The 25,562-nt window shown below is 52.3% G+C and carries 22 protein-coding genes; 15 read left to right on the top strand and 7 right to left on the bottom strand.

Features of this window, described 5'->3' with window-relative positions:
• Positions 1 to 148: 148 nt before the first annotated feature.
• Positions 149 to 3,622: a glycoside hydrolase family 2 TIM barrel-domain containing protein gene (locus CFI03_RS28740; RefSeq protein ID WP_248762550.1), complete on the bottom strand. Its 3,474-nt coding sequence runs from the start codon at positions 3,620 to 3,622 to the stop codon at positions 149 to 151.
• Between the two features lie 218 nt (positions 3,623 to 3,840).
• On the opposite strand from CFI03_RS28740, the gene CFI03_RS28735 reads away from it, so the two are divergent.
• The 4 genes from CFI03_RS28735 to CFI03_RS28720 all read left to right on the top strand — a co-directional run bounded on the left by CFI03_RS28735 (position 3,841) and on the right by CFI03_RS28720 (position 7,447).
• Positions 3,841 to 4,041 (top strand): hypothetical protein, encoded by a 201-nt coding sequence (locus tag CFI03_RS28735; RefSeq protein ID WP_127491516.1) that lies wholly within the window; start codon positions 3,841 to 3,843, stop codon positions 4,039 to 4,041.
• Positions 4,042 to 4,196: 155 nt separating this feature from the next.
• On the top strand, positions 4,197 to 5,081 hold the full coding sequence (locus CFI03_RS28730) for an AraC family transcriptional regulator (RefSeq protein WP_248762549.1): 885 nt from the start codon (positions 4,197 to 4,199) through the stop codon (positions 5,079 to 5,081).
• A 103-nt stretch (positions 5,082 to 5,184) separates the two neighbouring features.
• Positions 5,185 to 5,571: a VOC family protein gene (locus CFI03_RS28725; protein ID WP_248762548.1), complete on the top strand. Its 387-nt coding sequence runs from the start codon at positions 5,185 to 5,187 to the stop codon at positions 5,569 to 5,571.
• 322 nt (positions 5,572 to 5,893) lie between these two features.
• Positions 5,894 to 7,447 carry an AbfB domain-containing protein gene (locus CFI03_RS28720; protein ID WP_248762547.1) on the top strand — a complete coding sequence of 518 codons (1,554 nt, stop codon included), beginning with the start codon at positions 5,894 to 5,896 and terminating at the stop codon, positions 7,445 to 7,447.
• A gap of 62 nt (positions 7,448 to 7,509) precedes the next feature.
• On the opposite strand, the gene CFI03_RS28715 is transcribed toward CFI03_RS28720, so the two are convergent.
• Positions 7,510 to 8,385 (bottom strand): AraC family transcriptional regulator, encoded by an 876-nt coding sequence (locus CFI03_RS28715; protein WP_248762546.1) that lies wholly within the window; start codon positions 8,383 to 8,385, stop codon positions 7,510 to 7,512.
• Between the two features lie 112 nt (positions 8,386 to 8,497).
• On the opposite strand from CFI03_RS28715, the gene CFI03_RS28710 reads away from it, so the two are divergent.
• Both CFI03_RS28710 and CFI03_RS28705 read left to right on the top strand, forming a co-directional pair.
• Entirely contained in the window at positions 8,498 to 9,628 is a 1,131-nt protein-coding gene (locus CFI03_RS28710; RefSeq protein WP_248762545.1) for a glycoside hydrolase family 88 protein, read from the top strand.
• 47 nt (positions 9,629 to 9,675) lie between these two features.
• The gene (locus tag CFI03_RS28705; protein ID WP_248762544.1) at positions 9,676 to 10,818 is read left to right on the top strand and encodes a DUF2264 domain-containing protein; all 1,143 of its coding nucleotides are present in this window, start codon (positions 9,676 to 9,678) and stop codon (positions 10,816 to 10,818) included.
• A gap of 50 nt (positions 10,819 to 10,868) precedes the next feature.
• On the opposite strand, the gene CFI03_RS28700 is transcribed toward CFI03_RS28705, so the two are convergent.
• Positions 10,869 to 12,800: a glycosyl hydrolase family 18 protein gene (locus tag CFI03_RS28700; RefSeq protein ID WP_248762543.1), complete on the bottom strand. Its 1,932-nt coding sequence runs from the start codon at positions 12,798 to 12,800 to the stop codon at positions 10,869 to 10,871.
• Between the two features lie 192 nt (positions 12,801 to 12,992).
• Here CFI03_RS28700 and CFI03_RS28695 point away from each other — a divergent pair, with 192 nt between their 5' ends.
• From CFI03_RS28695 to CFI03_RS28670, 6 genes are all read left to right on the top strand, one after another.
• Entirely contained in the window at positions 12,993 to 13,697 is a 705-nt protein-coding gene (locus tag CFI03_RS28695) for a methyltransferase domain-containing protein (protein WP_248762542.1), read from the top strand.
• Complete coding sequence (locus tag CFI03_RS28690) at positions 13,690 to 14,877, top strand: NAD(P)/FAD-dependent oxidoreductase (RefSeq protein WP_248762541.1); 1,188 nt, start codon at positions 13,690 to 13,692, stop codon at positions 14,875 to 14,877. Before CFI03_RS28695 ends, CFI03_RS28690 begins: the two co-directional genes overlap by 8 nt.
• Positions 14,850 to 15,338, top strand: a complete 489-nt coding sequence (locus tag CFI03_RS28685; protein WP_248762540.1) for an SRPBCC family protein — start codon at positions 14,850 to 14,852, stop codon at positions 15,336 to 15,338. The genes CFI03_RS28690 and CFI03_RS28685 overlap by 28 nt, the downstream gene beginning before the upstream one ends.
• A gap of 1 nt (position 15,339) precedes the next feature.
• Positions 15,340 to 16,572: a beta-ketoacyl-[acyl-carrier-protein] synthase family protein gene (locus CFI03_RS28680; RefSeq protein WP_127491439.1), complete on the top strand. Its 1,233-nt coding sequence runs from the start codon at positions 15,340 to 15,342 to the stop codon at positions 16,570 to 16,572.
• 255 nt (positions 16,573 to 16,827) lie between these two features.
• Entirely contained in the window at positions 16,828 to 20,058 is a 3,231-nt protein-coding gene (gene icmF / locus CFI03_RS28675) for a fused isobutyryl-CoA mutase/GTPase IcmF (protein ID WP_248762539.1), read from the top strand.
• Between the two features lie 82 nt (positions 20,059 to 20,140).
• Complete coding sequence (locus CFI03_RS28670) at positions 20,141 to 20,299, top strand: hypothetical protein (RefSeq protein ID WP_164775362.1); 159 nt, start codon at positions 20,141 to 20,143, stop codon at positions 20,297 to 20,299.
• Between the two features lie 69 nt (positions 20,300 to 20,368).
• Here the strand turns inward: CFI03_RS28670 and CFI03_RS28665 are convergent, their stop codons facing one another.
• Together CFI03_RS28665 and CFI03_RS28660 are read right to left on the bottom strand one after the other, a co-directional pair.
• Positions 20,369 to 20,653, bottom strand: coding sequence for a YxcD family protein (locus tag CFI03_RS28665; protein ID WP_248762538.1), 285 nt, complete (start codon positions 20,651 to 20,653; stop codon positions 20,369 to 20,371).
• The gene (locus CFI03_RS28660) at positions 20,654 to 21,082 is read right to left on the bottom strand and encodes a hypothetical protein (protein ID WP_248762537.1); all 429 of its coding nucleotides are present in this window, start codon (positions 21,080 to 21,082) and stop codon (positions 20,654 to 20,656) included.
• Positions 21,083 to 21,219: 137 nt separating this feature from the next.
• Between CFI03_RS28660 and CFI03_RS28655 the strand changes: the two genes are divergently transcribed.
• Complete coding sequence (locus tag CFI03_RS28655) at positions 21,220 to 21,753, top strand: DUF309 domain-containing protein (RefSeq protein WP_248762536.1); 534 nt, start codon at positions 21,220 to 21,222, stop codon at positions 21,751 to 21,753.
• 29 nt (positions 21,754 to 21,782) lie between these two features.
• Here CFI03_RS28655 and CFI03_RS28650 read toward each other — a convergent pair whose 3' ends face one another.
• Together CFI03_RS28650 and CFI03_RS28645 are read right to left on the bottom strand one after the other, a co-directional pair.
• Positions 21,783 to 22,346 carry a beta-class carbonic anhydrase gene (locus tag CFI03_RS28650; RefSeq protein WP_127491429.1) on the bottom strand — a complete coding sequence of 188 codons (564 nt, stop codon included), beginning with the start codon at positions 22,344 to 22,346 and terminating at the stop codon, positions 21,783 to 21,785.
• Positions 22,347 to 22,379: 33 nt separating this feature from the next.
• Positions 22,380 to 22,700, bottom strand: coding sequence for an iron-sulfur cluster biosynthesis family protein (locus CFI03_RS28645; protein ID WP_248762535.1), 321 nt, complete (start codon positions 22,698 to 22,700; stop codon positions 22,380 to 22,382).
• Between the two features lie 136 nt (positions 22,701 to 22,836).
• On the opposite strand from CFI03_RS28645, the gene CFI03_RS28640 reads away from it, so the two are divergent.
• Complete coding sequence (locus CFI03_RS28640; RefSeq protein WP_248762534.1) at positions 22,837 to 24,348, top strand: carboxypeptidase M32; 1,512 nt, start codon at positions 22,837 to 22,839, stop codon at positions 24,346 to 24,348.
• Positions 24,349 to 24,542: 194 nt separating this feature from the next.
• Entirely contained in the window at positions 24,543 to 25,553 is a 1,011-nt protein-coding gene (locus CFI03_RS28635) for an ABC transporter substrate-binding protein (RefSeq protein WP_201003363.1), read from the top strand.
• The last annotated feature ends 9 nt before the right edge of the window (positions 25,554 to 25,562 follow it).

Genomic DNA, 25,562 nt, shown 5'->3' with positions numbered 1-25,562 from the left:
CAGGATAAGTCGGCATCCCTTATGGTATTACTATTACCATCTTCCTGAATTATACAATTGTACGTCTTTCTGTTTGGTAAGTTGCGGTGGGAAGGGGGAAAAAGAAAACCTCAGCTGTCCGCTGAGGTCCCTATGCCTGTTGAGCAAATTACTCCGGGAGAAACTGAAAAGATTTAAAGTTGAATCGGCTGCCCGGCAGGAAAATGAAGGTGACCGTCTGAAGGCCGGTGATCCGCTCGAGAGCGTATTCTTTCTCGAAATAATCTTCCGTATAGGCAAACTCCACCAGCTGAGTAGTTTCGCCTTCGGCACCGCTGAAAAGGATATGGATCGTATTGTTGTCGATAGGCGATTGACCGCGGATGGCTAGCTTCCTTGTGCCTGTGTCCCCAAAATCCATGTCCCGGAACACAAGCGAGACGTTGTTGCCAATGTTCTCGATTGCCTGATCCGCCAGCGTATACGTATCGCCGTAAATCTGGTTATTCTCCAGCGCTTCCAGTCGTTCAAAGGCTTTCATTGCCTTCTTGAAGCGGAAGCCCTTCAAATGAATCTTGCGATGAAGAACAAAGCTGAGGGACGTAATGCCTGTAAGCCGGCGTGGCAGACGATACGTCTCTTCCTGGTACACATTCCATTTGGATGGCTTTTGATACGCCAGCTGGGCTAGCAGGGAAGCCGAGGGCTCGCCAGGGATGCCTTCCCACATATCGATGGCGAACCGTTCGCTGTCGAGCGAGAAGATTGGCAGCGTAATCTCGTCCGCGCCGTAGCTTCCAAAGTCGATGTTGTCAAAACAGATCCAGCTTTCGCCGTCCCGGCTTGTCGCTACGCCGCGTTCATTCCCGTTTGTCAGATTGCGGCTGGCCTCGCTATGGTAGCCTGCGGATACGAATTCGTACGGATTAATAAAAGCTTGTCCGACACCGTCAGTCCGAAACTCCATTAAAGAATAAAGACGGATACGGTCTGCTCCGTTCTTTGTTGCGCATCGGAGATAGAACTCGCCGTCGCTAACGGCATGAACGGCTGCGTGATGCCCGTCTGCCTCCAGGGTCGCTATATTGGCATCAACGCCGGCAGCGTTCGTAACCCGCCACTCCACGTCCCGATACGCGGCTTGGCTTGGATGGATAACGACTTGTACCGGCAAAGCGCGGTCCTCCGCCGAAAGCTCATTGCCTTGCGGACAAATGATTTCCAGCTTGCGTACGGGAATCTCGTCGTCGGAAACGGCTGGTTTGCTTGATGGATCGTCAGCTTGTCCAGGCGCATAGGCATACAGAGTATATTCATTACCCGGTGTTGCCGGCTCAGGAGCAGCAGCGGTCAACGTCACTTCGCCGGCAGTTAAACCTTTGGATTCCGCCCTCACGGTAATGGTTCCGCTCTCCAGCGTAGGCGCAACGACCGCAAGAAGCTTGCCGCTGAACATGCGGCGGTTCGTTCCTTTGTATGAATCGTAATCGGTGCTGTCCCCGTTATCGAGCCCAACGAGTCGGCCGGGACCTTCTACGGTCACATGAATGCGGTTATTTGCATTGGCTACCGGCAAGCCATCCCGGTCAAGAGTTGAGATCTCGATAAAGACCAGATCCGAGCCGTCGGCCGCCAAAGTTGTTTTGTCCGGTGTCAGAAGGATGGTCTCCGCATCACTGAAGGAGGACTGAATGTCGGTTGCAATCGCATTGCCCGAATCGTCATAAGCAACAGCCCGAAGGATGCCTTTCGTATAAGGAATCCGCCATTCTCCCAGCAGCTGTTGGCCGTGGACATGATCAATGTCATAAGTTCCAAGGGAGTTATCGTTGAAGAAAAGCTCGATCCTTGGCGCATTCGAAGAGACGCGTACATCGATAAGCTGTCCTTCCGAGAAATCCCAGTAGGGGAAAATATGAACCATCGGCTTCACGCGATAATCGGTCCATTCCGCCTGGTAAATATAGAAGGCATCCTTCTTGAAACCGGCTGTATCGATCTGCCCGAAGTAGGAGTTCTTCGTATGGTAAGGGGTTGGCTCTCCGATGTAATCGAAGCCGGTCCACAGAAATTGCCCGAGTGAGAAGGCGGCGTCACGGTCGGCGATAATACAGGCTTCCGTGCTTTTTGCCCCCCAGCTGGTCGAGCTGTTGCCGAGCGAGGAGCATTGCTCGTCGTCGTCCGCCAGAACGGACTGGGCAAGCGGGAAGTGATAGATCCCCCGGCTTTGCACCGTCGAACAGGTCTCGCTGCCGTAAATGTACCAGTCCGGATGCTCCTCATGATGCTGCTTATAGTATTTGTCCCCGTAATTATAACCGGCGAATTGAACCAGGTCGGCGCATTTCCGGGCATTCTCCCAAGGCATATAGTTTGAACCGATCGTGACAACGGCATTGCCCTTCGGATCATGGAATTGCACTTTGTCCCGCAGCTCTACCGTAAGCGTCTGCCCGCGTTCATCGGCATGGGTATCGTAAATTTCATTGCCGATACTCCACATCAGCATGCTTGGATGGTTCCGGTCTCTGCGGACCCAGCTGGCGATATCTTTTTCCCACCAGTCCTTGTAAAATCTCGCAAAGTCATACGGCGTCTTCGCCCGTTCCCACATGTCGTACGCTTCGGAGACGATAAGCACGCCCATCTCATCGGCCAATTCCATCAGCTCAACCGCCGGCATATTGTGGGCTGTCCGAATCGCGTTAACGCCCATTTCCTGGAGGAGGGCAATTTGTCTTCTTAGAGCCGTCTTGTTGACGGCGGCACCAAGAGAACCAAGGTCATGGTGCTGGCAAACCCCTTGAAGCTTGACATGCCGGCCATTCAGGAAAAAGCCTTTCTGGGTATCGAAATCGAAGGTACGGAATCCGAAGGTTTGCTCTTCCGAATCCAATACGTTATTTTCAACGATTAATTCCGTTTGGAGCTTGTAGAGGTTCGGCTCTTCCAGATCCCAAAGCATCGGCTGATGAACCGCAAGCACCCGGTTAAAGGTTACGGTCGAGCCAGCCTCCGGTTGAACAAGGGTTTCGGATTGGCTGATTACCGTCGCTGCGGCATCCAGGATCGTATGCCGAAGCTTAAATTCGGAAGAATCGGTGAGATTCCCAAATGCAACCTCGGTATCAATATCAACAGACCAGGCATCGCCTGTATTTTTTTTGGCGGATATATAAATACCGTCAGAGGCAAGGCGTGTATCCGGTGAGGCAATGAGCCACACCGGCCTGTAAATTCCTGCTCCGGAATACCAGCGGGAGTTCGGAGATTCATGAACGACCTGAACGAGAATTTCATTATCGCCTGTTATTAGCAAGGAGGTGATATCGAATTCAAAGGTCGAGTATCCATTCTTCCACGTACCGGCAACACGACTGTTCACATAAACCGTCGAATTCATGTAAACGCCTTCAAATCGAAGGGCAAATTTCTTATTTTCGGGCAGGTCTTCGAAGCTGATAACTTTACGGTACCAGCCGACGCTATTCTCATACAGGTTGTTAGAGTCATAAATTAACCAGTCATGCGGGAGGGTAATAGGGGACCAATCGATACCGCCTTGCTTGATGGCGTCTAGCTCCGTACCAAGCGGATGCTTGGAGAAATACCAGTCATTATTCAGCTTTTGTTTCCGGCTCATGAGAGAACTCCTTTCATTCTGACGCATCTATTTCGATAGTGGCATCAGGTATGCGGGAGTGCAACGAAATTAAACGAAGAAGTAATTTTATTGGAGTATCATATTTAATTTTCTAAGTAAGCAATTAAACAATTGTGCAAAAACGTCGGGTCCTTTAAAATCAAGAAATAGGTCCCGGATAGATAAGAGCTGGAGGACTTCGGGTAACAGAAGAGGAGATGATACCAATCTCAACGATTCGATTGCACTTATTGCATGCGCAAATTGCACAGCAGTCGGTAGCCGTAAGAACCAGCAAGGGAAAAGTATGGAGCGGGAAAATCGAAAAGGTAGAGGAACAGTTCGTGCAGCTGCGTTACCAGTCCAACGTGCTTGTGCATGTTCCGATCTCTGTTATTGAGGAAGTTAGGCAATATTAGGCAATATTAGGCAAGGAAGAGGCGAGCCTGCATAGGTTTGCCTTTTTTAAATTTTAAGAGCTCATAAGCTGCTTGCCGTTAATCTTGTGCAAGAAAAGTCGGATAGGGAGAATTCCCTTTTGTTAATCTATTGGTGAGGAAAGGAGGGGAAACGGATGAATACGCTGGAACAAATGAATCAGGCTTTGAAATATATCGAGGATCATTTGGCCGAGGAGATTGATCTCAAGGAAGCGGCCAGAAGGGCACACTGCTCGGAATACCATTTTTCGCGCATGTTCTCGTTTCTTGCCGGGGTTTCCTTGTCTGAATATATCCGAAGGAGAAGACTGACGTTGGCGGCTTTTGATCTGATGAACTCTTCATCCAGAGTAATCGACGTGGCGGTCAAATACGGTTATACCTCCGCGGATTCGTTCAGCAAGGCATTCCAGGCTGTTCACGGGCTTACACCGTCCGAGGCAAGGCGGCAAGGGCAGTCTTTGAAAGCTTTTCCCCGCATGTCCTTTCAATTAACCATAACAGGGGGAGACGAAATGAATTACCGGATTGAAGACAAGGAAGCGTTCCGCATTGTTGGGCTGATGAAGCGGGTACCGATTGTATTCGAAGGCGTGAACCCGGAAATTGCCGCGATGTGGCAGAGCTTGACCGAGGAGCGGATCCGCGAGCTTAAAGCATTGTCCAACGTGACACCTACAGGCTTAATAAGCGCCTCCGTAAATTTCTCCGAGGGCCGTATGGAGGAAAAAGGAGAGCTAGACCATTATATCGGTGCAGCAACGAGTTCCGCATGTCCGGAGCATTACAGCGAACTGCTGGTTGAAGCCGGAACATGGGCCGTATTCGAAGCGGTAGGGCCATTCCCGGCAACGCTGCAAAATGTTTGGGGGCGCATCTACTCGGAATGGTTTCCGTCCTCGAATTACGAAGCGGCTCAAGGTCCCGAGATATTATGGAATGAGCATAAGGATACCAGTTCGCCGACGTTCAGGAGCGAGATCTGGATACCGGTCATTCAGAAGGATAGATCAAGCTAGAAGAAGAGGGAGCCCCTCTTCTTTTTTTGCTTTACATAGGAACATATGTTTGGTAGTATTTTGTTTGTGAGTATACTTCCAGTAAATGGGTGATTGAATAGTGATGAAGAAGGCGAAAGTCGAGAATTCTCTTACGGTCTTAGTGGTATCCAATCTGGCTAATTCACAGAACTATTATGCGGAAGCATTAGGGTGCGAAGTGAATGACTATTGGGTTATTCGGGATAACTTTGGCCTAGGCTTCAAGCTTATTCAAGCGGAGGACAGCAAGGATGTGCGTCCAAACAAAGGGATATGGAATACGTATGCTTACGTACAGACCCATCAAGAGCTGGATCTTCTCTATGCGGAGTTGAAAGCAAACGGGGCAATCATTGAAGCTGAGCCTGTCCTATCCGAGCATGATTGGGGAGTGTGGAAGGAATTCTCGGTGAAGGATCCGGACGGTTATGTCATCGGATTTGGTTCCGGGAATAAGAATGAGCAATGAAAAAATATTGTTTTTATAATCAATTAGTTATATAAATACGATTTAACGTACATTATAATCCAATATATAAAGCGCTTTCATTAATTAGCGAAGTCTGCAGCTTCCTAAAAAGGTGCTTACCTCAGCCACACAACTCCATGCAGCGCCTGCCCGTATGCCACATCGCATCATCCAACATGGTTTAACAGCCGTCTCTTCTTACACAATCCTTTAAAGATCCGACTCGTAGCGCAGTATAAAATGCCTGACGGAAGTCCGGATTTCTGCTGCTTGAACCTGCCCGTTCCCGGATTCCGATCTCCTATCGAAAAGAGGAAAGATAATGGGGAAAAAGTTAAAAAGGATGTGGGTAAAAACAATAGGCTTGGCTCTATTGGCCTGTTTGATGATCATAGGGGAAGCGAATGCTTTTGGCCCTTCAACGATGTATACTTCGCCTTCCACGGATCCCGGTCCGGGTACTCTGTATCCAAGAGCCATCCGGTTGCAGTACAACGGAACCTCAAACGGCACCATGCTGGCTACCTTTGAGCATTATGTCAACGGTACGCCAACGTTCCCGATTTATCGCAGTACGGACGGAGGCGTATCCTGGACGAAGATTTCGGAAGTAGCCGATACCGTGAACGGATGGGGTCTCCGGTATCAGCCCTTCCTGTACGAGCTTCCTCAAGCCATCGGCAATTTGCCTGCGGGAACGCTTCTTTGCGCCGGCAATTCGATTCCATCCGATTTGTCCCAAACGAAGCTTGATTTGTACAAAAGCACGGATAAAGGCTTGACTTGGACTTTCGTGAGCTCGATCGCTACCGGCGGCCGCGCGGATCCAAATGGCTCATACGATCCGGTGTGGGAGCCGTTTCTTCTCGTCGCTAATAACAAGCTGATTATGTATTACTCGGATGAGCGTGATGCCGCTCATAACCAGAAGCTGGTTCATGTAACCTCGACGAACGGCACGACTTGGAGCACGGCGGTCGAAGATATCGCTCTCGCCGATTCGACGAAACGTCCGGGCATGACGACGGTAGCCAAGCTTGGGAACGGTAATTATATTATGACCTACGAATACGGCGGATCGCCTAACGGCAATTTTGCCGTCTATTACAAAATCTCTTCCAACCCCGAGAACTTTGGCGCAGCTACCGATCCCGGCACTCTGCTGAAAACGAGAGACGGAATTGTTCCTACCAGCTCCCCTTATGTCGTATGGGTGCCGGGTACGGGGCCTAACGGAACAATCGCCGTAACCTCCAATTCAAGTAACGAGCTATTTCTGAACTCCGAGAACGGGGCATCCGATACTTGGACGCGTGTAAGCACGGTCGTTCCGCAAGGCTACAGCCGCGCGATCCTGCCACTTGCCGACAATCACAGCGTATTGATTCTGTCGGGCGGACCGCTTGGCAGCGGACACAACTCGGTGACTTACGGCAGCAAGGACCTGGGAGATGCGGCACAGCTTCACCAAATCGAATCGGGCCGTTATGCCGGATACTATATCCGCCACTACAATTTCCTGGCCCGAATCGATGCGAATCCGTCTCCGGTTAATGATTCCAAATTCAGAATGGTGCCGGGACTTGCGGATTCGGGCGGCGTTTCCTTCGAGTCCGTCAATTTCCCTGGCTACTACCTGAGACATTACAACTATGTCATGCAATTAAGCCGCAACGACGGTACAACAACATTCCAGCAGGATGCTACGTTCTATCAAACGGCGGGTCTTGCGAACTCTTCGCAGGTATCGTTCCGATCCTACAACTTCCCGACCTACTATCTCAGACAATCCAATTACACCGCTATGCGGATTGATCCGCTCAGCTCGTCCAGCTCTACGACCGATAAACAGGATGCCACGTTTATCATCCATTAATGCAAAAAGCTGCCGGAGACGGCAGCTTTTTGCATGCAGCAGCCACGAGACTACCCACGAGACTACCGGTACGTATGCTTGATAGCACTTCGATACAAATTGGGTGTTACCCCTTTATGCTTCTTAAACAGCTGGGAGAAATACGGAGCGCTAAAGCCGCCGATCATTCGGCCGATCTCGTTAATGGAATAATCCGTATTCTCGAGCAGCGCACACGCTTCGCGAATCCGGCGTCCCGCCACGTAATCGGAGATGGTCATTCCGGTCTGCTGCTTGAACAAGTGCGATATATGGTAAGAGGATAAATGAAGCTCCCGTGACAGGGATTCCAGGGATATCGTCTGACGGTAGTGCGTTTCGATCCAGTCTAGTATTTTCTCGACATGGCCGGAGTTTTTATCCATGGAAGCGTGCGTATCTTCTAATTCAAATACATGCAGTTGAAGATGCTTAAACAGGGCTAGAAGAAAAAGTACCCGATCCTCTACGCTTGGCTCGCCTCCGGTAAGAGTTCGCATTTTATCATAGTCCGACAGCAAATTCGCTAAGGTCTTGTCATCGCAAAACGTAAATACCTGGCGCCTGAGCAAGCCGTACATTAATCTTCGCAGAAAAGCTTGCATTTTGGGATAAGGCTGCAGATAGGGATCCAATATGCGGGCATCAAAGGTCAGATTGGTTCTTATATAGGTAGCGCCGTCCTTTAATGGAACATCTACTTTATGAAGCTGGTAGGGCTGAAAACAAAATAACATGTTATCCTCAAGCTTATACTGCTGGCTTTCAAGCGTTACCGTGCCGGATCCTTCGTGGATGTACAGCAGCTCTATCCCTTGATGCGCATGCAGCATCAGCCAATTCTCGTTGCGGGTTTCATATCTATGAGTAAAGGAAAAAGCGTTAGCGCCAAGATCCATAGGCTGAACATTTGTTGGCATTACGTACCTCCCGGTAGGGCTAAAATCGCAATTTAGCTACATTATAGCACAACTCCCCTTAAGCCCAAGAGATTTATAATGAGGCCATAAACCTTATCGGGAGGGCATCGAAATGTGGAAGAAAGCCATTGAAGATACGCTGCGAGTAACTAGAGCCAATATCGAACGGTTTGGGAGTAAATTCCCGCATGTCAGCGAGAACAGCAGCGGTCAATACGTACTCATTGAAAACGAAGGCTGGACGGAAGGCTTTTGGCCCGGGGTTCTATGGCTGAGCTACGAGTATTCCGGAGACAGGGCTTACCGGGAAGCAGCCGTGCAAACGGTTAATAGCCTAGGGAAGAGGCTCGAGAACAACCTGAGTCTGGACCATCACGACATCGGCTTCTTGTATTCCTTGTCCGCAAAGGCGCAATGGATCTTGGAGAAGGATGAAGCCGCCAAGCAAATAACGATAGATGCCGCGAAAGTACTGATGAAGCGCTGGCGCGAAAATATGAATATTTTGCAGGCTTGGGGACCAAAGGATGATCCGATTAACGGCGGGCGCATGATCATTGACTGTATGATGAACCTGCCGCTGCTTCACTGGGCTTATGTGCAGACCGGGGACAAATCGTTCAGGGAGGCCGCGGAGCAGCATACGGAGATGAGCCGCCGCTTCCTTGTGCGCGGAGACGATTCCTCTTACCATACCTTCTGGTTTAATCCCGAGACCGGCGATTCCAACCGGGGGGGAACCCATCAAGGCTTTAAAGACGGCTCGACTTGGACGCGCGGGCAAGCGTGGGGGATCTACGGCTTTGCGCTGGCTTATCGTTATTTGCGAAAGCCGGAGTATCTGGAAACGGCCAAGCGGCTCGCCAACTATTTTGCAGACCGAATTCCGGAAGATGGCGTAGTGTATTGGGACTTTGACGCGCCTCAGGTGCCGGAAACCATGAGGGACAGCTCGGCTTCGGCCATCGCGGCCTCCGGTATGCTGGAGATTTGCGGCTTCCTGCCGGACAATGATCCCGCGTACAAAAAGCTGATGCAAGCGGTGAACCGCTCCATGGAAGGACTCGTCAGCCATTACTCGACGAATGGAGAGAAAGAAGCGGAAGGCTTCTTGAACCGCGGTTCGTATTCCGTTCGCACGAATACTTCGCCGGACGATTATACGATTTGGGGCGATTACTTCTACCTTGAAGCGCTGATGCGCCTTGAAAAAGGCATTCCGGGTTACTGGTACGAACGTTAGCGTTATTAGAAATGGAAATGAAGACAAGACTGCAGGGGGCAAAAACGATGGCTGAAGTTAAGCAGGATCGCGAGCAGTGGATAGAATGGATGCTTCGAATCGGAAGGCCGGTATTGGAAGCTTTAGCGGAACGCAAGCTGAAGGAACGGATGCCGGTTCAAGCGTTCACAGACGACCGCAGCGAATACACATACCTGGAAGCCTTGGGGCGGTTGCTGACCGGAATGGCTCCCTGGTTTGAAATGACCGGCTTATCCGGGGATGAGGAGAAGCTGCGAAGCGGGATGGCGCAATTGGCGAGAGAAGCCATTGACGCGGCAACGGATCCGTCATCGCCGGACGTTATGAACTTCGCCGGCGGCTATCAGCCGATTGTCGATTCCGCCTTTTTGTCCCATGCCCTTGTCCGGGCACCGCATGAATTGCTTGGCAAGCTTGAGAACCGGGTAAAGCAAAACGTAGTCAGCTGCTTAAAGGCGACGCGCTCAAGAAAACCGGGCTATAACAACTGGCTGTTATTCGCAGCCATGACCGAGACGGCCTTGTATCTGCTCGGCGAAGATTGGGATCCGATGCGCATCGATTATGCCCTCAAGAAGCATCAGGAATGGTATTTGGGCGATGGAGTATATGGGGACGGGCCGGAATTCCATTGGGACTACTATAACGGATTTGTCATTCAACCGATGCTGGTTGATATTCTCCGGACAGTCGGACCGGAATTGCCGGAGTGGGAGCAGATAACGACTGTTGTTATCCGCCGGGCGGCCCGCCATGCGGCGCAGCAAGAACGCTTGATTTCTCCGGAAGGCACTTTTCCGCCGATCGGGCGCTCGCTTGCTTACCGGTTTGGCGCGTTTCAGCTGCTGTCGCAGGCCGTGCTTCAAGGCTGGCTTCCGTCAGACATTGCTCCTAATCAGGCAAGATGCGCGCTGACGGCGGTTATCCGCCGTATGATGGAGCAGCCCGGGACCTTCGACGAGGGAGGCTGGCTTCGAATCGGATTCTGCGGCGACCAAGAGGATATTGGCGAAGGATACATCTCGACAGGCAGCTTGTATCTATGCGCAGCCGTGTTCCTGCCCCTTGGCTTGAAACGCGAGCACCCGTTCTGGCAGGGCGAAGCGGACTGGACTTCCAAGAAAGCATGGTCCGGACAGCCGTTTCCGATAGATAAGGCCCAAAAGTAAAAATAAATAACCCCCGGTTCTCGCTAGGCAGCGAGGACCGGGGGTTTTGTTTACCCTTGCTTTAAACGAAGCATCATCGTCCAGAGATCAGGTGTCTCATAGCCGAGGCGCCAAGCGCCAACGCCGGCAAGGTCGTATTTAATCGCGAGGTTGATACGCGCCTGCACGCTGCTCGCGGTTTCCGCCCAAAATACATAGGTGAAGCCGTCCTTCACGTATTTGTATTTGGTCTGACCGGGAGTGGCAGGATCCGAGACGCCAACGGCATTCGTGTCCGCGATCAGCTTAGGAATGTCGCTCATCAGAACCGCGCGGTTGCTAACGAGATTGCCGGAGCCGTCAAGCTTCCATTCCCGCACGTAGAACGGAATGCCCAGCATCAGCTTGCTGCGGGGTACGCCGTACGCCAGGAACTGCTGAACGCCTTTTTCCACCCATGGCAGGCTGGCTACGGAACCCGCCGTTGAGCTTCCGCTCCAGTGCTCGTCATACGCCATAATGATGATCGTGTCCACCACTTGGGCAAGCTCGGCATGTTCGTAGGCGGTGAGATGATCCCAGCTGGTATCGCCGCGCGGCAGGTCGATGGAGACCTTCAGCCCTTTGGCGTGCGCCGCTTTCGTTAAAGCGGTAACGAATGCGGTGTATCCAGCCCGGTCCGTACCCGCAACCTCTTCGAAGTCGATATTAACTCCGTATACGCCCAAGGCATCAAGCTTTGTTACCAGACCCGAGATGAATTGCTGCTGAGCATTCGAGTTCGCCAGGAAAGCCGTTGTCATCTGCTTATCGAAGTCGTTCGACACAAGCGGCATCACCTGTATGCCCTGAGCCTTCAGCGTCGTTACGATCGACGGATCCGACAGGTCCGTTAATGCGCCGCTGCTATCCTTCAGCTCAAACCATGACGGGGAATCGATGGACAGACCTTGCGTCTTCGACGTTTGATTCAGAATCGTCTGACTGTTGGATGAACCATTCCATGCCAGATAGACAAGGTTTTTGGTATTGCTCCATAATTTGCGACCGTCTGCATTGATGACATAGCTGTTGGAGTAGCTTTTCGCGTAAGCGACAGCCGATGCGCGTGTAAAGAATGATTTTAACTTGTTATTGCCTTGATAGACCGAAAGATAAGGCACGCTAGTCCACCAGGTTGTTCCGTTATGTTTGACTTCGGAGTTAAAGAAATATTTGGCATATTGCAAAGCAGGCTGCAGAGCGACAAAGGATTTGATCGTTTTACCGCTTTGCTGAACATCGTAAGCCGGCACATTGGAATGCACGACAAGTCCGGACACCTCGTTTACAACGGTGCTGCTTGGAATAGCTGCTGCCGCTTTTATCGCATCGTACAGAAAAGCATACGTTTTTGTCCCGTCCACCGGTACCTGATCTACCTTAATGGAGTAGACCGGGCTGCCGCTCCGTATTTTTTTCTCCGTAGCATCCGTCATGTTGTCCCAGATCCAGCTATTCGAGCTGAGCTCCATAATATGGGCGTTTGTCCAGCGCTTCGCTTCCTGCTTGGCTGCATCGAGGGTCGTATAACCCCAATTCGCGTTTGTTTTGTCGCCTTGATAGAGCTGATATTTCGGATAGGATTGATAAATCCAGCCCGGGCTTTCCAGATCCCGGATATGTACGCCTTTCATCTTCTTGGCTGCGGCCATTGCCTCGTTGTACGTGCGGTATTCCCATTTGGTGCTGGAAGTGCCGCCTTGATAGATTTTGTACCTGGGCAGGTTGTCCCACACCCACTCACGGCCCGTAATCGCTTCCACATGACTGTACTCGAAACTCGACGCGTAAGCAATCGCCTGTTTATCGGTAGCAAATTCACGCAATGCACGATCGTTCTGATAGACGCGATACTTGGTCATTGTGCCGGAAACCGGGCTGGCTGCCATGCTGATCGCGGATGTCCCAATGGTTTGGGCAACGAACAGAAGCAGAACCGCCGCCGATAGTTTTTTGAACATGCTTCTTTATCACTCTCCTCTCAAAGTCTACTAATTTAGACGCAATTGAGAGAGATAGGTTGCGATGAATTTCAGCTGGCTTTCAGGTGTAAATAATGGCAATCGTTGCGCAAACCTTGCGAGGGACGGATAAAAGAGGTGGAAAAGAATAACAATAAGGTCATGCAGGGAAAATCTGGATGAGGTGATGGCATGGCACAGCTGTTCGAACGGCTGGACCTGAAGGAATGGCTGGACGGGGATAGCGTAGAACCGGTGGAGCTGGAAAAGAGCCTTCGGGAAGTGTGGGGCGTCAACCGGTATCTTGGCGGAAATCCGGCTTTGTTTGTTCATCTGGAAAGGTTGATGCGCAAGCTGGCGCCAAGCGAACCGGTGCGGGTATTGGATGTGGCCACGGGTCTTGCGGACCTTCCGGTTGCATTTGTTGACTGGTGCAAAAAAAGAGGCAGGAACGTTTCGCTTGTCGCCGTGGACAACCATCCGCAAATTGTGCAGCTCGCTGCCCGGCGGACGGATGCGTATCCATCCATTGAAGTCTTGCATGCGGACGGAACGGCCCTGCCTTTTGAAGACCGAAGCTTTGATCTGGCGTTCTGCAATCTTGCTCTGCACCATTTGGACGAGCAATCAGCGATAAAGCTGTTCGCCGAAATGGCTCGCGTAACCCGCGCAGGTTGGGTTGTAACGGATCTGGAACGGCATCGGCTCGCTTATCTGGCGGCCAAGCTGCTGGCCAGATTCGTATGGAAAAGCCCGGTAACGAGACATGACGGACCGCTGTCTGTCATGCGCTCCTTCACTCAGCAGGAGGCACGGCAGCTCGTTCAGCTTGCTGGCGTAAACGCGGCGGTGCATAAACATTTTCCGTTCCGGCTAGCCGTGGTTGGCCATGAATAGGTATGACGTCATTATTGTGGGTGCCGGCCCGTCCGGAAGCGCATCCGCCAGATTGCTGGCTGCCAGCGGCGTTCGCGTGTTGATGCTGGATGCGGAGGCCTTCCCGCGGCGCAAGCCTTGCGGCGAGTCCTTGAATCCCGGAGCGGTTGCCGCCCTTGGGAGAATAACGGGGCATTCGCATGCCCGTGAAGCCTTTGATTTCCCGTCCAGTCCGATACAAGGCTGGAAAGTAAGCAGCGGACGAGCCTTGCTTGAAGCCGTTTATCCGGAAGGACAGTACGGAGCGGGATGCCGCAGGGAACAGGTCGATTTATGGCTTGCCGAGCAGGCCAGCCGCGCTGGTGCGGTATTTGAGCAGCGTACGAAGGTGGAGCGTCTGATCTGGGAAGGAGAGAGGGCGGCTGGCGTAATCGCCCGCTCCCCGGAAGGCAAGCCGATGTCCATAAGAGCCTCCCTTGTCATCGGAAGCGACGGTCTGCGGTCCGTTGTGGCGAGAAACGCCAAAGTGAACCGGTACGGATCGCTTCGCAAGGCCGCTTTTACTGCGCGTTTGAATGGGGTGCGAGGTTTAAATGGCAGGGTCGAGCTGTTTACGGCCGGCGATGGAAAAGTCATTGGCCTCGCCCCGATTGGCGCCGGGCTGGCGAATATGACCGTTGTGCTTGGCAGCGCCAAGGCGGCTTCATTAGCGGTCAAGGACCTTTCCGGCGTTGTCCTTGGCGAGGCGAGGGCTGTGCCGGAGCTGACGGAACGGCTGCGGGATGCGGAAATCGAAGACGGCGTGCTGACATGCGGTCCCTTCGACAGACCGGTCATTCCTCATGACATAGCGGGCATGCTTCTGCTCGGCGATGCGGCGGGTTATTACGATCCGTTAACCGGACAAGGGATCTATCGGGCATTAAGAAGCGCGGAGCTTGCCGCACCCGCAATCGTACGTATGCTTCAGACGCGCAGTCACGAGCCGCTGCGTCAATATAGAATGGACCAGCAGGCCGAATTCGCAGCCGGTTCCCGATTGCAGCACATCATTGAACGTTTAAGCAGACAGCCTATCTTATGGCGTTCAGCCCTTAGAATCGTTGGCACTTCCTCGCTGCTGACCAATAAGCTTGCGGGGATCATCGGAGATTGCCCGAAGGAGACGAATACATGTATACCCGTAATGAAATCACCATAAATTGCGATAAAGAAACGGCTTTCCGTTATGCCCGGCAAGTGGAGAATTGGCCGGCGCTGCTCCCGCATTACCGGGGAGTCCAGTTCGAGCAGGGCGGCAGCGACCGGGGCGGACTCGTCATGATGAGAGCGGTAAGGCCGTTTAAGCCGTTTAAATGGCCGGTCTGGTGGGTTAGCGAAATGAAGGTGGACGAGCAGTTATGCTCGGTGTATTACAAGCATGTTCGCGGCGTTACAGCCGGAATGGAAGTCGAATGGCTGATAGAAGCATTGGATGAGAAGGAGCCGGTAAAGGTGACGATCATCCATCGTTGGCTGCAGCCGCCGCTTGGCAGAAGACTGGCAGCCGACATGATCGGCGATTTATTCGTATACGCGATTGCGGACCGGACTTTGCAGGGCCTGAAACAGCGGATCGAAGAGCACGGGAACGAGCAGGACATCCAGGAAGAGGTGGGCTAATATGAACGAGATTAGAGCGGTGGTAACCGGCATCGGCTGCGTAACCCCGATTGGCATAGGAGTCGAAGCGTTATGGGCAGGCGTGCAGCGGGGAGAAAGCGCGGTCAAACCGATTGACCGATTTGTGCCGGAAGGGCTTCGCAGCCGGATTGCCGCGCAAATTCCGCATTTCGACGCGACGGCATTTATGGATAAGAAGCGGGCGCACCGGATGGACCGTTACTCCCAGCTTGCGGTAGCCGGCGGCATTATGGCGCTTCGCGATTCCGGACTGGATGCGGAGGATCTGGAAACCGAGCGGGCCGGCGTCTTTATGGGCTCGGCTCTAGGCGGTATCGCCTTTGCGGAGGAACAATGCGGGCAATATTTCCATGGCGGCTTCCGTTCGGTGTCCCCAACGCTTGGGTTTTCCGTATTTGGCGGGGCAGCCTCCTGCAATCTGGCCATGGAGTTCGGATTTACCGGACCAAACGAGACGAATTCGATGTCCTGCGGCTCGGGTGCGGTTGCCATCGGCAGGGCATTGCAGGCCATCAAGCGCGGCGAAGCGGATGTCGTGCTGGCGGGCGGCTCGGAAGCGCCGCTTGCTCCTTTATCCTTCGGCGCATTCGATATGCTGCGCGCGATGTCGACTCGCAATGAAGAACCGGCAAGCGCAAGCAGACCGTTTGACCGGAACCGGGACGGGTTTGTGATGGGAGAAGGCTCCGCTATTCTTGTTATCGAGGCCGAGCATCATGCCCGTGCCCGCGGCGCAAGGATCTATGGCGAGCTTGCGGGATTTGGATTAACAAACGACGCCCATCATATGAGCGCGCCGCTTCCCACGGGCGCGCAAGCTGCCCGTGCGCTTAGGCTGGCGCTCTCGAGCGCGGATATGTCGCCGGATGACGTCTCGTACGTCAATGCGCACGGATCTTCAACGCTGCTTAATGACGTGACGGAATCAAAGGTGATCCGAAGCGTATTCGGCAGCCGTCCGGTTGCGGTCAGCGGAACAAAAGGCTTGTACGGGCATCCGCTTGGAGCTTCCGGCGCAATAGAAGCGGCGATTACGCTGCTTTCCTTGAACCAGGGCTGGCTTCCGCCAACGACGAATTTGAATGATCCGGATCCGGAGGCCGAGATTGATCTGGTCGCCAGGCAGGCCAGAGAAGTGAAGGCAGAGGCAGCCGTATCGAATTCCTACGGCTTCGGCGGAGTCAATGCGGTATTGGCATTCCGCAAAGCATAACGAAAAGGCCGTTTCCATGTCACATTGGAAGCGGCCTTTTTTTCTATTACAGCTCTTGCACGTGAGGCTTTACGGGCATTAACGATTTCTCCCATAGATTAAAATTGTAAATATTACCATAAAGTATATTAGCAAACACGCGTACGATTGTAAATGCCATTTGAATCAAGCATCACTTGCCCGCAAGCGAATATTGTAATACTAGGATGGATGGAGTCGAAGCGATATAACCGGATCGGAAGGGCGGGAACCAGCATGGAAATACCCGTATATCGCCCGCAAAACCATGTGCGATTTATTACGGCAGCCGCTTTATTTGACGGGCATGACGCATCAATCAACATTATGAGGAGGATTCTGCAGGCCTCCGGAGTTGAGGTTATTCATCTCGGCCATAACCGGTCGGTTCAGGAAGTAGCCAGCGCAGCGATACAAGAGGATGTCCAGGGTATTGCGATAAGCTCTTACCAAGGCGGTCATATCGAATATTTAACCTATATGATGGATGTGCTGAAACAAGCCGGAGCCGGGCATATCAAACTATTCGCAGGCGGAGGCGGCGTTATTATTCCCTCCGAGATTGAAGCGTTGGAGCGTTACGGCGTCGCCAAAGTGTTTTCCCCTGAAGACGGGCGCAGGATGGGGCTGCAGGGGATGATCAATGCCATGATTGAAGCTTGCGATCATCCGACGCCGAGACAGGCTGAACAGGATCTTAAGCTGGTGAAGCAGCGCAACTGGGGAGCGATTGCAAGACTGATCTCTTCGGCCGAGGATATGGCGGCGGGCGTTTCTGCCGATGACTGTACCGTCAACGTATTGCAACAGCTGAAGGAACAAGTTCCCGGCGTGCCTGTGATAGGGATAACCGGAACGGGCGGCGCCGGCAAAAGCTCCTTGACGGATGAGCTTGTGCGCCGGTTCCTGGACTATTTTCCGAACCGTTCGATTGCCGTCATTTCGGTAGATCCAACAAAGATGAAATCGGGCGGGGCTCTTCTTGGGGACAGGATCCGAATGAACGCCATACATGATCCGCGGGCTTACATGCGCAGCATGGCGACAAGGAAATCCAGGTCGGAGATCAGCGAAGCCACAGGTGACGCGATCGCGATCGTCAAGCAAGCGGGCTACGACTTTGTAATCGTCGAGACTAGCGGAATTGGCCAAGGAGATGCTGCCATTGTAGAGCTATGCGATATCGCTATGTATGTTATGACCAGCGAATACGGAGCACCTAGCCAGCTGGAGAAGATTGATATGATTGATTACGCCGACATTATCGTCATTAACAAATTTGAACGCCAAGGATCAGAGGATGCCTTGAGGGATGTCCGCAAGCAATACAAGCGAAGCAGAAGGCTTGACAGGGTTCCTAGCGAGCAGCTTCCCGTATTCGGGACGATGGCGAGTCAATTCAACGATCCCGGCGTAACGATGCTCTTCCGGCATGCGATGCAGCTTGCCCAGGACAAAATGGGCGGAAGCTGGCCGGTTCGGCTGGAGGATTCCGGTATTAGGGCAACCAAGAGAAACCTGATTATTCCGCAGGAACGAACCGGATATTTGCGCGAGATTGTTCAGACGGTCCGGCAGTATAAGAAGGATATCGAGGATCAGGTTGCGGTTGTCCGCACGCTTGCTCAGCTGAAGGGCACGAGGCAGCTGATTTATGCCAATCAGGAACGGATTCTAACGAGAGAGGAAACGGCTCTCTTCGCGGATAAGCTTGATGCGATGGCAGCAGAATGGGAAGAACAGCTGCACCCGGATTGCAGAAAGCAGCTGGCCGATTGGCCGACCATTCGCAATCTTTACCGGCCGGTTGTACTGGAATCGCTTTCGGGCAGCGCGGTGCCCAGAGTCAGTCTCCCCAAATTCCATGAGTCGGGCGAGCTTCTCCGCTGGCTTCTGAAGGAGAACCTGCCCGGGTATTTTCCTTATACGGCTGGCGTATTTGCCTTCAAGCGAACCGACGAAGAGCCTAAACGCCAGTTTGCGGGAGAAGGATCACCCGAGAGGACGAACCGCCGGTTCCATTATTTATGCCGGAATGACGAAGCCAAGCGGTTATCCACAGCCTTCGACAGCGTAACCTTATACGGCCAGGATCCGAGCGACCGGCCCGATATATACGGAAGAATCGGTAATAGCGGAGTTAATGTGTGTACCCTTGAGGATATGAAAAAGCTTTACGAAGGCTTTGATCTATGCCATCCTTCCGTCAGCGTATCGATGACGATTAACGGACCGGCGCCTATCCTGCTGGCCATGTTCATGAATACGGCGATCGATCAGCAGGTGGAAAAATTCGCGGCGGAGAACGGCCGTCAGCCCGATGAAGCGGAATACCGGAGCATTAAGGCTGGAGCGCTGCGATCCGTTCGCGGTACGGTGCAGGCCGATATCCTGAAGGAGGACCAGGGACAGAATACCTGCATTTTCAGTACGGAATTTTCGCTCAAAATGATGGGAGACATCCAGCAATATTTCATCGATCACGGCGTACGGCATTATTATTCCGTCAGCATAAGCGGTTACCACATCGCGGAGGCCGGCGCCAATCCGGTCACGCAGCTGGCGTTTACGCTTGCGAACGGCTTCACCTACGTCGAGTATTATTTGGCGCGAGGCATGTCTATCGATGATTTTGCTCCGAATCTATCCTTTTTCTTCAGCAATGGCCTTGATCCCGAATACAGCGTTATGGGGCGCGTGGCGCGGCGCATTTGGGCAACCGTCATGAAATTTAAATACGGGGCTAACGAACGCAGCCAGAAGCTGAAATACCATATCCAGACATCAGGCCGCTCGCTGCACGCGCAGGAGATGGATTTTAACGATATACGGACGACGCTGCAGGCGTTAATGGCTACCTACGATAATTGCAACTCCTTGCATACCAATGCGTATGACGAGGCGGTCACCACCCCTACGGAAAATTCCGTCCGCCGGGCGATGGCGATCCAGCTTATTATCAACCGGGAGTTTGGACTGGCGAAGAACGAGAATCCGCTGCAGGGCTCTTTTATCGTGGAGGAGCTCACCGACCTGATGGAAGAAGCGGTGCTGCAGGAATTTTTGCGCATTCATGAGCGCGGCGGCGTTCTTGGCGCAATGGAAACCCAGTATCAGCGGGGTAAGATCCAGGAAGAATCCTTATTCTATGAGCAGAAAAAGCATGCCGGGGAGCTGCCGATTATCGGAGTGAACACGTTCCTCAATCCCAACCCCGAAGAGTTACGCACGGATATCGAGCTGGCACGGTCGACGGAAACAGAGAAGCGGGCTCAAATCCGCCAATTGCAGGCTTTTCAGATGAAACACCAGGAGGAATGCTCGGGCGCCTTGGAGGCTTTGAAGGAGGCGGCGGTATCCGGAGGCAATCTGTTCGAAGCCTTAATGGAGGTCGTAAAAAGCGCATCGATTGGCCAAATTACGGATGCGTTATTTGAAGTTGGCGGCCAGTACAGAAGGAATATGTAAGGACAGGATAGAAGATATAGGAAAATGCGGCTTGTGAGAGAAAACGTAAATGCAAGCTTAAACGAACCGGAGGAAAGCGCTCGTGCTTGTGCTGACATTCCTATTAACTTTGATGAACTCGATATTGCTGCTCATTATATACCTGAATCTGCCGAAGCGGGATATTGCGCAAGAAGCCGTTGATCAGGCATGGGCGAATGACCGAAAGAGACAAGAGGAGAAGCAGTCTGGCGACGCTTAGAAACTCTTGCGCTTGATTGAAGTAGAAAAGCCTCCAACCCTTAAGGATTGGAGGCTTTCTCATGCCCGGTTAGTCTTCGATATCCGCCCACATTTCCTCTTCGTCCACATCCAGCTTAATGTTGGTTCGGAAGACTCGGCGGTTGTACTGCCGGTACATATATTGCTCGATGGCTTCGAGCAGATTCGCTTCAATGATATATTGGCTCCGACCGCTAACCCATACTTCCGCGGTGAAGCCGTACTCTTCGTCCCAAGCCAGCTGCACCTCCACGTCCGAAGGTTGCACGCCTCTTCGATCTGCCATATGCAGACAAACGGCATTAATAATTTCGTCCGTGTAAATTCGTATCATTTAGTAAGGTCTCCGCGTATCGGGATTGTTTTTCTTCTTGAACATTCGGAACAGCGAAATAACGATTCTTACCAGAACAAAGATCGCAATCAGGTTAATGAGGAGGCCGAAAAATTGACCCATGCCGCCCATATTGCCAAGCAGACCGCCGAACAGCATGCCCGCGAGACCGCCGATTAACATCCCTTTCATAAAGCCGCCGCCGCTGAAAAAGCCTTTGTTCGTTGTTGCTGCGCCGGTTTTGTTCGTTGTTGCGCCAGCCTTGGTACCGGAATTCGACTCCTGTACGTTTGCTTGTTTCTTAGGCGTTTGCGTGTAGCTTTGTTTTGGCGATTTGAATCCGCCGCCTCGTTTTGCAGCATCCGCTTGGCCTAGACCAAATGTCAGGAACAAAGCGAAAGCCATGATGACCAGTAACCCTTTTTTCATTGTGTACGTCTCCTCCTGCTTCAATGTGTAGCTCAATCATTGCTATGATACACATTTACGGCTAATATTAACGGAGGTTTCAAAATATTTTTGTACACAATGTACCAAAACATATATATGCAAAGGAGAGAACCCCTATGAATTATCCATCTGCCTACGTATCGTACTTAGCGGAGTTTAACGGGACGCGGGATTTCTTCGAATGCCATGAACTTCTGGAGGAGTACTGGAAGGAGCATCCGGGCGATCCGCGGGCATTGCTCTGGGTGGGACTCATCCAGCTTGCGGTTGGGCAATATCATGAGCGGCGGGGCAATGCGAAGGGTGCGTTAAAAATGTATGAAAAGGCGCTCGGAAAGCTGGATCGAACCTCGCTTGAACGGTTAGGACTGGATGGAACGCGGGCTATCGCGGATCTGTCGCGCAGATACGACTATCTGCAAATGGGTCAATCGCTGCCTTACCAAGACATAACGCTTATCGTAAAAGACCCCGAGCTTGAGCGGCAATGCATTCAGCTTTGCCAATCCTTGCAAGCGGAATGGGGAAGCAGCAGTCCCATGGATGCGGATGCGTTAATTCACCGTCACAAATTGCGAGACCGCAGTGACGTTTTGGCGGAGAGGGCAGCAGCCATCGAAACGAAGAAAAGGAACCGGACCGCGGAATAACCACGGTTTCGGTTCCTTTTTTGATTGGTCTATTTTTGGTAGCCGTCCACGATCAGGTCAAGAGCGCCTGTGTCCGGGTGAATGGCAAGGCCGTGCACCGGGGTGTTCGGCGGAAGAAGCGGGTGGTTGCGCACGATGCTAACGCTCTTCTCAACGCTGTCGCGCAGGTTGTCAAAGCCGGTCAGCCAGCGGTTAAGGTCTACGCCGGAATGACGGAGCGTATTGATCGTTTGCTCGGAAATGCCGCGTTCCAGCATATGGCCGACTACAGTATCCGGATCGATGCCGGTCATGCCGCAGCCGTGGTGCGCAATAATAAATACTTCGTCCGCTTTCAGCTCATACAGCGCGACAAGGACGCTGCGCATAATGTTGCCGAATGGCTGCGTAATAATCGCGCCGGCGTTTTTGATAATTTTGGCGTCGCCGTTTTTCAGGTTCAAGGCTTTAGGAAGCAGCTCGACAAGCCGGGTATCCATGCAAGTGACTACAACGATTTTGCGGTTAGGGAACTTATCCGTAAGATATTGCTCGTATTCCTTGTTTTCGACGAAAGCCTTGTTGTGGTTCAAGATTTTTTCCAGATTGTTCATGTGAATTACCTCCTAAATAATAACGATTAAATATTAGTTCTTCAGAAAACGAAGGTCAAGCGTATAGATCTGGCTGTCGCTCTTGAGGCTGTACGCATCGCGCGCGGCATCGTAATCAATGCGGAGCTCCGGCTCGAAAAACACTTCGTGACGAGGCTCGTACCAGAAGGGGAACGGGTCGCCTTGGGCAAGCCGGTCATCCGGGCCGCCTTGTTCAATGAGCTGAAGGGTTGGAACGCCGCTGACGACGCAGCCGCAGCCTTCGGTATCATGAAGCAGCTTAAGCTGCTTGCGGCCATCCTCTATGTAAGGGGTCAGCGACTTAGCGGCAGCAGGAGTAAAGGTTATGCGCATGTAGTATTCTCTCCTTCTCTCTACTCTATTAACGACAAAAAAAGGTTAAAGTTGATTATACGTTTTGTAATCGTTAAGATCAAGATAGGCTCCGTTCAAAATGAGCAAATTTGGAATAGGGAAGGTGGATGGAATAATGACCGTACATAAGGAAACAACCGCAAAATTTTTGGAGACAATCCGTAAAATTAAAAGCTACGAGGAAGCGTTAGGCGTTCTGTATTGGGATCTTCGGACCGGGGCGCCGCGAAAAGGAATGGATACCCGCTCGGAGGTTATCGGCGCTTTGTCCGGCGACATGTTCAAGCTTTCGACCTCGCCCGAGCTTGGCGAATATTTGAACGAGCTGGAGCAGCCTGCTGCCCGGGAGCAATTATCCGATATTGAACGGAAGCTCGTTAGCGAAACGCGCAAAGACTACGATCGTAGCGTCAAAATTCCACCAAAGCTCTATCAAGAATACGTTGTGCTTGCTTCGCAGGCGGAATCCAAGTGGGAGGAAGCCAAAGCAAGCAACGATTACGCCAGCTTCCAGCCGCTGCTCGAAAAAGTAATCGATTATACGCAGCAATTTATTGATCTGTGGGGGCCGAAGGCAACCCGTTATGATACCTTGCTTGACCAATATGAACCTGGAATGACGACGGTTGAGCTGGACCGCGTATTCGGCGGCTTGCGCGAGCAGCTGGTGCCGCTTGCTGCGGCAATCGCGGCGTCCCCGCATCAGCCGGATACTTCCTTCCTCGGGCAAAAATACGATAAGCAAGCGCAAAAAGCGTTCAGCTTGTATATCTTGAACCAGATGGGCTACAACTTCGAAGCCGGCCGCCTCGACGAAAGCGTTCATCCGTTTGCAACCGGGCTTAACCCGGGCGATGTCCGCATTACGACCCGTTACCTGGAAGACGATGTGACCAGCGCGCTGTTCGGTACCATTCATGAAGGCGGGCATGCCTTGTACGAGCAAAATATTATGCCCGAGCTGATCGGCACTACGCTGTGCACGGGCACCTCGATGGGAATCCACGAATCGCAGTCGCGTTTCTGGGAAAATGTCATCGGCCGCAGCAAGCCGTTCTGGGAGCAGTATTTCGGCAAGCTGCAGGAGAAATTCCCCGGCCAGCTCGATGTATCGGTGGAACAGTTCTACCGCGGCATCAACGTCGTTCAGCCTTCCCTGATCCGGATCGAAGCGGACGAACTGACATACAACCTGCACATTATTATCCGTTACGAGATCGAGAAAATGATCTTTAATGAAGGCGCAAAAGCAGCCGATCTGCCGGCGATCTGGAACGACAAGTACAAAGAGTACCTGGGCATCGTTCCTCCGTCTAATGCGGAAGGCGTGCTGCAGGACGTTCACTGGTCCGGCGGCGCGTTCGGCTACTTCCCGTCGTATTCGCTCGGCAATATGTACGCCGCGCAAATCGCGGACACAATGGAGCGCGAGCTTGACGGCTTCTGGAATCTGGTCGGCCGCGGCGAGCTGCTTCCGATTAAGGAATGGCTCACCGAGCGCATCTACAAGTACGGCAAGCTGAAGTCGCCGTCGGAGCTGATCCAAAGCGTTACCGGCAAGCCGCTGGATCCTCAGCATCTGGTCACTTATCTCGAGCGCAAATATAAAGATATTTATAAGCTGTAATGGAAAGCAGCCGTCCCTTGTTGGGGCGGCTCTTTTTTTTGTGTTCCGTTAGCTTTTGTTTAAGGATCACAACTTCGGAGTGCCCACTTGCTATACAGGGTCTCCATTGTTCGGAATGCACCGACTTTTTTGCTCCTGCATAGGCTATCGTACTTACTACTTACTTTATTTGAGTAATCACGGGAGGTTAACGGATGAGAAGGAAGCTATGGCTGTCGCTGCTCCTCATTGTGGCGCTGACGACAACAGCCGCGCTGGCCGGCTGCGGCAAGGGAAGCTCGGAGAAGGTGAAGCTGACCATCGGCGAAGTAACGAGGTCGGTCTTTTACGCTCCGGAGTATGTAGCTCTGGCGAAAGGATTTTTTGCCGATGAAGGGCTGGACGTTACGCTGACAACAACGGCAGGCGGGGACAAAACGATGACCGCGCTGCTCTCCAACACGATTGACGTTGCGCTTGTCGGTTCGGAAACGTCGATTTATGTGTACCAACAGGGCTCTGACGACCCGGTTATCAACTTTGCTCAATTGACGCAAACCGACGGTACGTTCCTGGTTGCCCGGAATGATGCAAACTTTGATTGGAACAACCTGAAAGGCGCGACGTTCCTCGGCCAAAGAAAAGGCGGAATGCCGCAAATGGCGGGCGAATTCACGTTAAGAAAGCATAACATTGACCCGCATGCGGATCTGGAGCTGATTCAAAACGTCGATTTTGCCAATATCGCGCCTGCATTCGCTTCCGGCACGGGCGACTATGTACAGCTGTTTGAACCAACGGCTTCCGTATTCGAGAAGCAAGGAACGGGCAAGGTGGTTGCCTCCTTTGGCGTAGAAAGCGGACATCTGCCTTACACCGTCTTTATGGCGAAACAAAGCTATATCAAGAAAAATAACGCCGCGATCCAATCGTTCACCGATGCCGTACACCGCGCGCAGCTGTGGGTACAGGAAAACGATGCCGCAACGATTGCGGACGTTGTAGCCCCTTACTTTGACAACGTGGATAAAGACATCCTGGTCAGCTCCATTGACCGCTACAAACAACAAGGCTCCTACGCAACCGATCCCGTAATTGACGAAGGCGAATGGAATAACCTTCTTGACGTGATGACTCAGGCCGGCGAGCTGAAGGAACGTACCGAGTACGGCAAAATCGTGGATAACAGCTTTGCCGAGAAATCGATAGAAGACGTAAAGAAATAAAGTAAGGGG

Origin of the sequence: Paenibacillus sp. ATY16 (assembly GCF_003399985.2) — a bacterium.
Classification (GTDB): Bacteria; Bacillota; Bacilli; order Paenibacillales; family Paenibacillaceae; genus Pristimantibacillus; species Pristimantibacillus glycanilyticus.
Note: the sequence above shows the minus strand (reverse complement) of the source record. Positions and strands in the feature narration are given on the sequence as shown.

Bases quoted from the DNA above. Each gene is read 5' to 3' on its own strand.
- CFI03_RS28690 (WP_248762541.1), top strand. From the start codon at position 13,690: ATGAATAGGTATGACGTCATTATTGTGGGTGCCGGCCCGTCCGGAAGC.
- CFI03_RS28660 (WP_248762537.1), bottom strand. From the start codon at position 21,082: ATGAAAAAAGGGTTACTGGTCATCATGGCTTTCGCTTTGTTCCTGACA.
- CFI03_RS28710 (WP_248762545.1), top strand. From the start codon at position 8,498: ATGTGGAAGAAAGCCATTGAAGATACGCTGCGAGTAACTAGAGCCAAT.
- CFI03_RS28715 (WP_248762546.1), bottom strand. From the start codon at position 8,385: ATGCCAACAAATGTTCAGCCTATGGATCTTGGCGCTAACGCTTTTTCC.
- CFI03_RS28635 (WP_201003363.1), top strand. From the start codon at position 24,543: ATGAGAAGGAAGCTATGGCTGTCGCTGCTCCTCATTGTGGCGCTGACG.
- CFI03_RS28735 (WP_127491516.1), top strand. From the start codon at position 3,841: ATGATACCAATCTCAACGATTCGATTGCACTTATTGCATGCGCAAATT.
- CFI03_RS28740 (WP_248762550.1), bottom strand. From the start codon at position 3,622: ATGAGCCGGAAACAAAAGCTGAATAATGACTGGTATTTCTCCAAGCAT.
- CFI03_RS28655 (WP_248762536.1), top strand. From the start codon at position 21,220: ATGAATTATCCATCTGCCTACGTATCGTACTTAGCGGAGTTTAACGGG.
- CFI03_RS28700 (WP_248762543.1), bottom strand. From the start codon at position 12,800: ATGTTCAAAAAACTATCGGCGGCGGTTCTGCTTCTGTTCGTTGCCCAA.
- CFI03_RS28720 (WP_248762547.1), top strand. From the start codon at position 5,894: ATGGGGAAAAAGTTAAAAAGGATGTGGGTAAAAACAATAGGCTTGGCT.
- CFI03_RS28645 (WP_248762535.1), bottom strand. From the start codon at position 22,700: ATGCGCATAACCTTTACTCCTGCTGCCGCTAAGTCGCTGACCCCTTAC.
- icmF (WP_248762539.1), top strand. From the start codon at position 16,828: ATGGAAATACCCGTATATCGCCCGCAAAACCATGTGCGATTTATTACG.
- CFI03_RS28695 (WP_248762542.1), top strand. From the start codon at position 12,993: ATGGCACAGCTGTTCGAACGGCTGGACCTGAAGGAATGGCTGGACGGG.
- CFI03_RS28650 (WP_127491429.1), bottom strand. From the start codon at position 22,346: ATGAACAATCTGGAAAAAATCTTGAACCACAACAAGGCTTTCGTCGAA.
- CFI03_RS28725 (WP_248762548.1), top strand. From the start codon at position 5,185: ATGAAGAAGGCGAAAGTCGAGAATTCTCTTACGGTCTTAGTGGTATCC.
- CFI03_RS28640 (WP_248762534.1), top strand. From the start codon at position 22,837: ATGACCGTACATAAGGAAACAACCGCAAAATTTTTGGAGACAATCCGT.
- CFI03_RS28680 (WP_127491439.1), top strand. From the start codon at position 15,340: ATGAACGAGATTAGAGCGGTGGTAACCGGCATCGGCTGCGTAACCCCG.
- CFI03_RS28665 (WP_248762538.1), bottom strand. From the start codon at position 20,653: ATGATACGAATTTACACGGACGAAATTATTAATGCCGTTTGTCTGCAT.
- CFI03_RS28705 (WP_248762544.1), top strand. From the start codon at position 9,676: ATGGCTGAAGTTAAGCAGGATCGCGAGCAGTGGATAGAATGGATGCTT.
- CFI03_RS28730 (WP_248762549.1), top strand. From the start codon at position 4,197: ATGAATACGCTGGAACAAATGAATCAGGCTTTGAAATATATCGAGGAT.
- CFI03_RS28685 (WP_248762540.1), top strand. From the start codon at position 14,850: ATGTATACCCGTAATGAAATCACCATAAATTGCGATAAAGAAACGGCT.